Raw genomic sequence first — 8,464 nt, forward strand, 5'->3', positions numbered from 1 at the left:
CGAAGGACGACATGGATCTCGCCGCCGCGCCCCCCGCGCTCCTGGTCCGCCGTCACCTCTACCTCGGCGGCGCCTGGGCCGAGGTGTCCGGGAACGAGCCGATCGACGTGGAGAACCCGGCCACCGGGGAGACCCTCGGGCAGGTGCCGGCCGGCACCCCGGCCGACGTCGACCGGGCCGTCGCCGCCGCCCGGGCCGCCTTTCCCGGCTGGGCGGCCACCGCGCCGGCCGAGCGCGCCGCCCACCTCGACCGGCTGCTCACCGCACTGACCGCCCGCGCCGACGACATCGCCCGGACCGTCGCGCTCGAACTCGGCACACCGCTCAAGCTGGCCGCCCGGGTGCAGACCGGCCTGCCGCTGACCGTGCTGCGCGACTGCGTCGAGCTGGCCGCCCGGCCGCCCGCCGAGGAGACGATCGGCAACTCGCTCGTCGTCCGCGAACCGGTCGGCGTGGTCGGCGCGATCACCCCGTGGAACTACCCGCTGCACCAGGTCATCGCCAAGCTGGCACCCGCCCTGGCCGCCGGCTGCACGGTGGTGCTCAAGCCCAGCGAGCTGACCCCGCTGACGGCGTACCTGCTCTTCGACGCGGTCGCCGAGGCCGGGCTGCCCGCCGGTGTGGTCAACCTGGTGCCCGGCACCGGGCCGGTGGTCGGCGAGGCCCTGGCCGCCCACCCGGACGTGGACATGGTCTCGTTCACCGGGTCCACCGCCACCGGCCGCCGGATCGCCCACCTCGCCGCCGACCGGATCGCCCGGGTGGCCCTGGAACTGGGCGGCAAGTCGGCCAACCTGATCCTCGCCGACGCCGACCTGCCCACCGCCGTCAAGGTCGGGGTGGGCAACGCGCTGCTCAACTCCGGGCAGACCTGCACCGCGTGGACCCGAATGCTGGTCCACCGCGACCGGTACGACGAGGCACTCGACCTGGTCGTCCGGGCCGCCGCGGCGTACCGGCCGGGGGATCCGTTCGACCCGGACACCCGGCTCGGCCCGCTGGTCTCCGCCGCCCAGGCCGAGCGGGTGCGCGGCCACGTCGACCGCGCCCTCGCCGACGGGGCGCGCCTGGTCTGCGGTGGCCCGGACGCCCCGCTGCCGCCCCGGGGGCACTTCGTCGCCCCGACCGTGCTGGCCGACGTGCACCCGGACAGCGCGCTCGCCCAGGAGGAGGTCTTCGGCCCGGTGCTGGCCGTCATCCCGTTCGGCGACGACGACGAGGCCGTCGCCATCGCCAACAACTCCCGCTACGGCCTGGCCGGCGCGGTCTGGTCCGCCGACGCCGACCGGGCGCTGGCGGTGGCCCGGCGGCTGCGTACCGGCCAGGTGGACGTCAACGGCGGCGGGTTCAACCCGCGGGCGCCGTTCGGCGGCTACAAGCAGTCCGGCCTGGGCCGGGAGCTGGGCCCGTACGGCCTCGACGAGTTCCGCGAGATCAAGGCGATCCAGCGGTGAGGGCGCTGGTCGCCCGCGCGCCCGGCGCGCCGCTGCGCGTGGAGGAGATCCGCCTGCCCGCGCCCGGCCCCGGCGAGCTGCGGGTCCGCGTCCGCGCCGCCGGCGTCTGCCACTCCGACCTGTCCATGGTCAACGGCACCCTCGCGCCCGCGTACCCGCTGGTGCTGGGGCACGAGGCGGCCGGCGTGGTGGTCGAGGCCGGTCCCGGCGCCGCCGTGCCGGTCGGCACGCAGGTGGTGCTCAACTGGGCGCCCGCCTGCCGGCGGTGCTGGCACTGCCGGCACGGCGAGCCGTGGCTCTGCGCCGCCAACACCGCCCCGGCGGTGCCGCGCGGCGAGACCGCCGACGGCGAGGCGTTGCACGTCACGCTCGGGCTCGGCGCGTTCGCCGAGGAGGTGGTGGTGCCCGAGGCCGCCGTCGTCGCGGTCCCCGACGACCTGCCGCCGGAGCGGGCCGCCCTGCTCGGCTGTGCCGTGCTCACCGGCACCGGCGCGGTCCGCAACACCGCCCGCGTCGCCGCCGGCGAGTCGGTCGCGGTGATCGGCCTCGGCGGGGTCGGCCTGTCGGTGCTCACCGCCGCCCGGGCCGCCGGCGCCGCCCCGATCGTCGCGGTCGACGTGGCCGAGGCCAAGCGGGGCCTGGCCCTCGCCGCCGGGGCGACGCACTTCCTCCCGCCCGACGACCGGCTGTCGAAGGAGATCCGGGCGCTCACCGAGGGGCGCGGCGTCGACCACGCCTTCGAGTGCGTGGGGCGGGCGGCCACCATCCGGACCGCCTGGCGGCTCACCCGGCGCGGGGGAGCGGTCACCGTGGTGGGCATGGGCGGCAAGGACGACCTGGTCAGCCTCTCCGCGCTGGACATCTTCCACTCCGCCCGGACGCTGCGCTCCTCGGTGTACGGCTCGTCCGATCCGGACCGGGAGGTGCCGGGCCTGGCCCGCGAGGTCGGCGACGGCACGCTCGACCTGACTCCGCTGATCAGCGGGCTGGTCACCCTCGACGAGGCGCCGGCGGCGTTCGACCGGCTCGCCCGGGGCGAGGGCGCCCGCTGGGTGGTCACCTTCCCCGACTGACCCGGCCGGCCGCCGTCGCGGCCCGGTGACCCTGCGGGGGGCCTGGCCGGCCGCCCCGCGGGCGTGGCCGGCCACGCCCGCCGCGCCCCCGCCGGTCAGGTGGCCGGGCCACATGGGAGCGGTTTCCCAGACCATCCGCTCACGCCTGTCGATCCCCTGCGAGCCGCTCCCGACGGGTGCTCATGTCGGCCGGCCCCGCGCCGACCGGCCGGAAAGTGTGGCGGACCGACATGGCTGCACTCCGGCCGTTCCCCGTAGGTTTCCTCCACGCGACGGCCCTGTGACCCCGGTCACCGACCCGGCCGCCGCCAGTGACCTGCGGAGGATGAGGCGATGGCCGGGCAAGCGCTCCTGTCGGCGCGCGGGCTGACCCGTGACTTCCGGGGCTTTCGCGCGGTCGACCACGTCGACCTCGACATCGCCCCGGAGAGCGTGCACGCGCTCGTCGGCCCCAACGGTGCCGGCAAGACCACCCTGTTCAACCTGCTCACCGGATTCCTGCCGCCGACCGAGGGTCGGATCGAGCTGGACGGCCGGGACGTCACCGGCCTGCCCCCGGAGCAGGTGGCCCGGCTCGGGGTGGCCCGCTCGTTCCAGATCACCAGCCTGTTCCCGCAGCTGTCCGCCCGCGAGCACGTCGAGCTGGCGTTGCAGAGCCCGAGCGGGCTCGGCTGGCGGTTCTGGCGGTCGGCCAAGCTGATGGGCCGATACCGGGAGCGGGCCGACGAACTGCTGGACATGGTCGGGCTCGGCGCGCTGGCCGAGGCCCCGGCCGAGGCGCTGGCGTACGGGCGCAAGCGCGCCCTGGAACTGGCCATCGCCCTCGCCCTGGACCCGAAGGTGCTGCTGCTCGACGAGCCGACCGCCGGGATGGGGCTGGAGGACGTCGACCGCACGGTGGAGCTGATCGCCCGGGTCCGGGCCGGCCGGACCGTGGTGATGGTCGAGCACAACATGAGCGTCGTCGGCCGCCTCGCCGACACCGTCACCGTGCTGCAGGCCGGCACGGTGCTGGTCGAGGGCCCGTACGAGCAGGTCCGCGCCGACGAGCGGGTCATCACCGCCTACCTGGGAGCCGCTGATGCTGCGCATTGACACCCTCTCCGCCTTCTACGGCGAGGCGCAGGTGCTGCGGGAGGTGAGCCTGGAGGTCGCCGCCGGCGAGGTGGTCACCCTGGTCGGGCGCAACGGCGCCGGCAAGTCCACCCTGCTGCGCTGCGTGATGGGGCTGCACCCCGGCCAGCGCGGCACCGTCGAGCTGGACGGGCGGGACATCAGCCGGCTGCCGGCGTACAAGCGGGCGCGGCTCGGCCTCGGCTGGGTGCCCGACGACCGGGGCGCGTACGCCACCCTCAGCGTCACCGAGAACCTCACGCTGCCGCCGCGGGTCGGCCCCGACCCGTGGCCGCTGGAGCGGGTGTACGAGGCGTTCCCCGCCCTGTACTCCCGGCGCGACTCGGCGGCGACCATGCTCTCCGGCGGCGAGCAGCAGATGCTCGCCCTGGCCCGGGTGCTGCGGATGGGCGCCCGGCTGCTGCTCTGCGACGAGCCCACCGAGGGCCTGTCGCCGCTGCTCGTGCAGCAGGTCGGCGACCTGCTGCGGGAGGCCAAGAAGCACGGGGTGACCGTGCTGCTGGTCGAGCAGAACCTGCACTTCGCCACCGGCGTCGCCGACCGGCACTACCTGCTGGCCGAGGGACGCGTCGTGGAGGCGATGGCGAACTCCGAGGTGCGCTCGCGGGAGCGCGAGCTGCTGGCGTACCTCGGTATCTGAATTTTCGACGGCTGACCCGCGCGGTGCCCGCGCGGTACGAAGGGGATTGACATGCGTAGGAGCGTGGGTGTGGCCGCCGCGTCGGCGGCGGTGCTGCTGGCCGCGGGTTGCGGCGGCGGTGGACCCCAGTCCGGCGGCGACCAGAAGCTGACCGGCGACAAGATCGTGCTGGGCGTGCTCAACGACCAGTCCGGGGCCTACTCGGAGCTGTCCGGGAAGAACTCGGTCAAGGCCGTGGAGATGGCCATCGCCGACTTCAAGGCCAAGCACGGCGACAAGGCGGTGACCACCGACATCACCGTCGAGACCGCCGACCACCAGAACAAGCCGGACGTGGCCAACGCCAAGGCCCAGGAGATGTACGACCGCAAGGGCGTCGACCTGATCCTCGACGTGCCGACCTCGTCGGCCGCGCTGAAGGTCGCCGACGTGGCGAAGGAGAAGAAGAAGCTCTACTTCAACATCGGCGCGGCGACCACCGACCTGACCGGCAAGAGCTGCAACAAGTACACGTTCCACTACGCGTACGACACCTACATGCTGGCCAACGGCACCGGCAAGACCACCACCGAGCAGGTCGGCAAGAACTGGTACATCCTCTACCCGAACTACGCCTTCGGACAGGACATGGAGAAGAGCTTCTCCACCGCCATCACCGCCGCCGGCGGCACGGTCGTCGGCAAGGACGGCGCGCCGTTCCCGAACACCACCGGTGACTACTCGACCTTCCTGCTCAAGGCGCCGACGCTGAACCCCAAGCCGCAGGTGCTCGGCACCATGCAGGCCGGCGCCGAGCTGGTCAACGTGGTCAAGCAGTACAACGAGTTCAAGCTGCGGGACAAGGGCGTCGGGCTGGCCGTCGGCCTGATGTTCATCACCGACATCCACTCGCTGACCCCGGCCGCGCTGGCCGGCACCACCTACACCGACGCCTGGTACTGGAACTTCGACCAGCAGAACCGGGAGTTCGCCGACCGGTTCCAGAAGGAGACCGGCACCCGGCCGTCCTTCGCGCACGCCGCCAACTACTCCGCGGCGATGCAGTACCTGGAGGCCGTGCAGGCCGCCGGCACCGACGACGCGGACACCGTGGTCAAGGGGCTGGAGGGCAAGGAGGTCAACGACGTCTTCCTGCGCAACGGCAAGATCCGCGCCGAGGACCACCGGGTGATCCACGACGCGTACCTGGCCCAGGTCAAGCCGCAGGCCGAGGTCGCCGAGCCCTGGGACTACGTGAAGGTGCTCAAGACCATCCCCGCCGCCGAGGCGTTCCGCGCCCCGTCCCCGGACTGCAAGCTGTGACCGGTTTCCTCCAGAACACGTTCAACGGGTTGGTGAGCGGGGCGTTCTACGCCCTGCTCGCCCTCGGGCTCGCGGTCATCTTCGGCATGCTCCGGGTGGTGAACTTCGCCCACGGCGCGTTCTACATGCTCGGCGCCTTCGGCGCGTACGTGCTGCTGGCCGAGGCGGGCGTGCCGTTCTGGGCGGCCCTGGTGATCATGCCGGTGTCGCTCGCCGTGGTGGGCATGATCCTGGAACGGGCCGTCATCCACCGGCTCACCCGGCTCGACCCGCTCTACAACTTCCTGCTCACCTTCGGCCTGACGCTGATCCTGCAGGACCTGGTGAAGACCCGCTACGGCGTGCAGTCCAGCCCGTACGCCACGCCGGACGAGCTCAGCGGCTCGGTCGACTTCGGACTCTTCGACTTCCCGACGTACCGGGTCTTCATCCTCGGCTTCGCGGTGCTGCTCTGCGTCGCGGTGTGGTGGGTGCTCACCCGTACCCGGATCGGCATGGTGGTCCGGGCGTCGACCGAGCGGCCGGAGCTGACCCGGGCGTTCGGCATCGACGTCGGGCGGTGGGTGACGCCGGTCTTCGGCTTCGGCATCGGCCTGGCCGGGCTCGCCGGCGTGCTCGCCGCCCCGATGCGGGCGGTGAACCCGCTGATGGGCGCCGACCTGATCATCGTGGTCTTCGCGGTGGTGGTGATCGGCGGTCTCGGCTCGATCTTCGGCTCGGTCGCCGCCGGCTTCGGCATCGGTCTGGTGCAGGCGTGGGGCGAGGCGTACCTGTCGGAGTTCCCCATCGTGTCCCAGACGATCGTCTTCGTCGTGATGGCCGCCGTGCTGCTCTGGCGGCCGGCCGGGCTGTTCGGCCGTGAGGAGGCACCGGCATGACCAGCACCGTCGACACCCCGGCCGAGGCGAGCCGGCCGGCCCCGCCGTCCGGGCTGCTCGCCGTCGCCCGCGCGCCCGGCTGGGTCCGGTACGCGCTGCTCGCCGCCGGGCTGGCCGCCGCGCTCTGGCTGCCGAACGGGCTCTACCCGGCGGTGGCGGTGGACATCCTCTGCTGGGCGCTCTTCGCCGTGTCGGTGGACCTGCTGCTCGGCTTCACCGGGCTGATGTCCTTCGGGCACGCGGCGTTCTGGGGCACCTCGGCGTACCTCACCGGCCTGGTCGCCATCCACGCCGGCCTGCCGTTCCCGGTCGCCGTGCTGGCCGGGGCGCTCGGCGCGGCGGCGCTCGCGCTGCCCATCGGCTACCTCGCGGTGAAGCGGACCGGCATCTACTTCGCCATGGTCACGCTGGCCTTCGCGCAGATGGTCTACTACGTGGCCAACGAGTGGCGTTCGGTCACCAAGGGCGAGAACGGCCTGCAGGGCGTGCCCCGGTCGCTGTTCGGCCTCGACCTGACCGACGACTACTACTTCTATTACGCGATCCTGCCGATCGTGCTGCTCGGCCTGGCCGCCGCCTGGCGGATCACGCACTCGCCGTTCGGCCGGGTGCTGGTCGGCATCCGCGACAACCCGGCCCGGGCGCGGGCGCTCGGCTACCCGGTGCACCGCTACAAGCTGACCGCGTTCGTGCTCTCCGGCTTCATCGCCGGTCTCGGCGGCGGGCTCTTCGCCGTGGGGCACCGGTTCGTCTCCCTCGACGTGCTGCACTGGACCACCTCCGGCAAGGCGGTCATCGTCGTCGTGCTCGGCGGCATCGGCACGCTGTGGGGCGGGGTGCTCGGCGCGGCCCTGGTGGTCCGGCTGGAGGACTGGCTGTCGTTCTCCGGATTCGAGGCGATCGGCCTGGTGACCGGCGGCATCTTCGTCCTCGTCGTGCTGCTGTTCCGCCGTGGGCTGTGGGGCACGGTCTCCGCCCTGGCGCTGCGCTGGATGGCCGCCCGCCGCAGATGACGTCCCGCGACGGCGCATCCGAACCGCGCCGTCCCAGCGAACCCCCTGGTAGTGATCACACACCCGGGGGTACGTCTGGTGCTGACCGAACCGATGCCGGCCGACGCCGTCGAGGCCGCCCGCAAGCGGCTCACCGTGGCCGCTGAGGACCTCGACGCCAACCGGATCGCCGCGCTGGTGCGGGACCTCGCCGCCGAGGCCGGCGTGGTGCCGGTCTGGGAGCGGGTCTGCCGACCGCTGCTCGGCGGACTGCGGGGGCACAGCCCCACCGAGATCGCAATCGAACACGCGCTCTCCGAGGGCGTCCGGATCGGCCTGGACGGCTACCGCCGGGACCGGGGTCGCCCCCTGCCGCCGGCCGGAGTGCTGCTCGCCGGGGCCGAACAGGAGGCGCACTGCCTCGGGCTGCACGCCCTCGCCACCGCGCTGCGCGAGCAGGGCCGGGGCTGCCTGCTGCTGGGGCCCGCGCTGCCGTGGGCCGCGCTGGCCGCCGCCGTGGTGCGGGTCCGCCCGCACACCGTGCTGGTCTGGTCGCAGACCCCGCTCACCGGCCGCGCGTACCGCCTGGTCCGCTTCGGGCGCGACTTTCCGCGGGTACGCCTTTTCGGCGCGGGGCCGGGCTGGATCGAGCCGTTCCCGCCGCCGTCGGTACGCCTCACCACCTTCGCCGCCGCCGTCGCCGCCTGCGGGGCAGGTGGACCGCCCTAGACATGCCGCTGGCCGGCACCCCGGGTTCGGGGTGCCGGCCAGCGTGTCGTTCGCGTGCGGTCAGTTGTTCCAGTGCTTGGCGACGAGGTCGGCGGCCTGCTGCTCCCACTGGGCGTAGTGGTCCGGGTAGGCCGAGACCTGCACGGTCTGGGCGGCCTTGGTCAGCGGCATGTCCTTCCACCCGTCGACCTGCTTGAGGCCCTTGAGGAACGCCTTGGTCGAGTACTCGGGGTCGGTGATCTGCTCGACCGTGCCCCAACCC

At 73.4% G+C, this 8,464-nt stretch carries 8 protein-coding genes and 1 pseudogene; 8 read left to right on the forward strand and 1 reads right to left on the reverse strand.

Annotation, left to right across the window (positions count from 1 at the left end; all coding sequences use genetic code 11):
- The first annotated feature begins 11 nt into the window (after positions 1 to 11).
- The 8 genes from V6U89_RS29325 to V6U89_RS29360 all read left to right on the forward strand — a co-directional run bounded on the left by V6U89_RS29325 (position 12) and on the right by V6U89_RS29360 (position 8,202).
- Entirely contained in the window at positions 12 to 1,454 is a 1,443-nt protein-coding gene (locus V6U89_RS29325) for an aldehyde dehydrogenase family protein (RefSeq protein ID WP_334576376.1), read from the forward strand.
- The gene (locus V6U89_RS29330) at positions 1,451 to 2,527 is read left to right on the forward strand and encodes a zinc-binding dehydrogenase (RefSeq protein WP_334576378.1); all 1,077 of its coding nucleotides are present in this window, start codon (positions 1,451 to 1,453) and stop codon (positions 2,525 to 2,527) included. Before V6U89_RS29325 ends, V6U89_RS29330 begins: the two co-directional genes overlap by 4 nt.
- A 333-nt stretch (positions 2,528 to 2,860) precedes the next feature.
- Positions 2,861 to 3,622 carry an ABC transporter ATP-binding protein gene (locus V6U89_RS29335; protein WP_088962787.1) on the forward strand — a complete coding sequence of 254 codons (762 nt, stop codon included), beginning with the start codon at positions 2,861 to 2,863 and terminating at the stop codon, positions 3,620 to 3,622.
- Complete coding sequence (locus tag V6U89_RS29340) at positions 3,609 to 4,301, forward strand: ABC transporter ATP-binding protein (protein WP_154938182.1); 693 nt, start codon at positions 3,609 to 3,611, stop codon at positions 4,299 to 4,301. Before V6U89_RS29335 ends, V6U89_RS29340 begins: the two co-directional genes overlap by 14 nt.
- A gap of 51 nt (positions 4,302 to 4,352) precedes the next feature.
- Positions 4,353 to 5,603 carry an ABC transporter substrate-binding protein gene (locus tag V6U89_RS29345; protein ID WP_334576387.1) on the forward strand — a complete coding sequence of 417 codons (1,251 nt, stop codon included), beginning with the start codon at positions 4,353 to 4,355 and terminating at the stop codon, positions 5,601 to 5,603.
- The gene (locus V6U89_RS29350) at positions 5,600 to 6,481 is read left to right on the forward strand and encodes a branched-chain amino acid ABC transporter permease (protein ID WP_334576389.1); all 882 of its coding nucleotides are present in this window, start codon (positions 5,600 to 5,602) and stop codon (positions 6,479 to 6,481) included. Before V6U89_RS29345 ends, V6U89_RS29350 begins: the two co-directional genes overlap by 4 nt.
- Complete coding sequence (locus V6U89_RS29355) at positions 6,478 to 7,494, forward strand: branched-chain amino acid ABC transporter permease (RefSeq protein ID WP_238449640.1); 1,017 nt, start codon at positions 6,478 to 6,480, stop codon at positions 7,492 to 7,494. Before V6U89_RS29350 ends, V6U89_RS29355 begins: the two co-directional genes overlap by 4 nt.
- Before the next feature lie 78 nt (positions 7,495 to 7,572).
- On the forward strand, positions 7,573 to 8,202 hold the full coding sequence (locus V6U89_RS29360; RefSeq protein WP_334576397.1) for a transcriptional regulator: 630 nt from the start codon (positions 7,573 to 7,575) through the stop codon (positions 8,200 to 8,202).
- 60 nt (positions 8,203 to 8,262) lie between these two features.
- Here V6U89_RS29360 and V6U89_RS29365 read toward each other — a convergent pair.
- A pseudogene (locus V6U89_RS29365) lies at positions 8,263 to 8,464 on the reverse strand (hypothetical protein); the annotation flags it as partial.

Origin of the sequence: Micromonospora sp. CPCC 206171, from assembly GCF_036906755.1 — a bacterium.
GTDB classification, from domain to species: Bacteria; Actinomycetota; Actinomycetes; order Mycobacteriales; family Micromonosporaceae; genus Micromonospora; species Micromonospora purpureochromogenes.

Bases quoted from the DNA above. Each gene is read 5' to 3' on its own strand.
- V6U89_RS29345 (WP_334576387.1), top strand. From the start codon at position 4,353: ATGCGTAGGAGCGTGGGTGTGGCCGCCGCGTCGGCGGCGGTGCTGCTG.
- V6U89_RS29355 (WP_238449640.1), top strand. From the start codon at position 6,478: ATGACCAGCACCGTCGACACCCCGGCCGAGGCGAGCCGGCCGGCCCCG.
- V6U89_RS29325 (WP_334576376.1), top strand. From the start codon at position 12: ATGGATCTCGCCGCCGCGCCCCCCGCGCTCCTGGTCCGCCGTCACCTC.
- V6U89_RS29340 (WP_154938182.1), top strand. From the start codon at position 3,609: ATGCTGCGCATTGACACCCTCTCCGCCTTCTACGGCGAGGCGCAGGTG.
- V6U89_RS29335 (WP_088962787.1), top strand. From the start codon at position 2,861: ATGGCCGGGCAAGCGCTCCTGTCGGCGCGCGGGCTGACCCGTGACTTC.